General features: G+C 59.5%; 1 protein-coding gene. It reads right to left on the bottom strand.

All coding sequences use genetic code 11. The features are described from left to right. On the bottom strand, positions 1-839 hold an 839-nt coding region (locus tag ACR0E6_RS21960; protein WP_480587322.1), incomplete at both ends, for a LysR substrate-binding domain-containing protein.

Below are 839 nucleotides of genomic sequence, written 5' to 3'. Positions count from 1 at the left end.
GAAGAAATCCTCCATGAAGGCCGGGCCTTTCTGATCCACAAAATCCCGAAAAGACCGCGCCGCCGGACGTAGTGGTTTGTTGCGCATATGCAGAACGAACCAATCGCGATATTCGGGCATGCCTTCGACATTCAGGATCTTCAGTTTTCCGGCCATCGCCTCCAGCGCGATCGTGTGAGCCGAGATGAAGGCCAGCCCCATATTCGCCATGACCGCCTGTTTGATATTGGCATTGCTGTCCATTTCCTGCGCCTTGGGCTGCGGCAGGCCCGAGTCCGAGAAAAAGAACTCATGCACCATGCGCGTGCCCGACCCCCGCTCGCGGACGATGAACTGATGATGCGGCAAGTCCGAGCGTCGGATGCGGCTGGAGCGCACCAGCGGATGATCCGGATGGCCGATCAAAACATAGGGGTGTTTGGCGAATTGATGTGCCGTTGTCTCTATCCGGCGCGGAGGGCGACCCATGAGCGCAAGGTCGATCTGATCGGTATCCAGCATCTCGATCACGCTGCGCCGGTTGGCGATCTTGAACTGCAGATCGCATTCCGGGTGTTCCTGCTGAAATTGCGCTAGCAGATGTGGGCCAAAATTGCGGGCGGTGGTCACCATCGCCACCCGCACGCGGTGGTCCAGTTTGCCCTGCATGATCTGCACAACATCGACCGCCTCGGCGAGCGTTTCGGTCATGCGTTCGGCATAGGGCACCAAGGCCGTTGCAACCTCGGTCGGGATCACCGAACGTCCCGATTTCTCAAACAGAGGCGCGCCGAATCCCTCACTCAGCCGTCTCATCTGCATCGACACCGCAGGCGGGGTCAGCGACAAACGCTCAGCCG

Source organism: Ruegeria sp. AP12 (assembly GCF_056540025.1).
The sequence above is the reverse complement of the archived record's forward strand: the minus strand, read 5'-3'. Positions and strand labels throughout refer to the sequence as shown.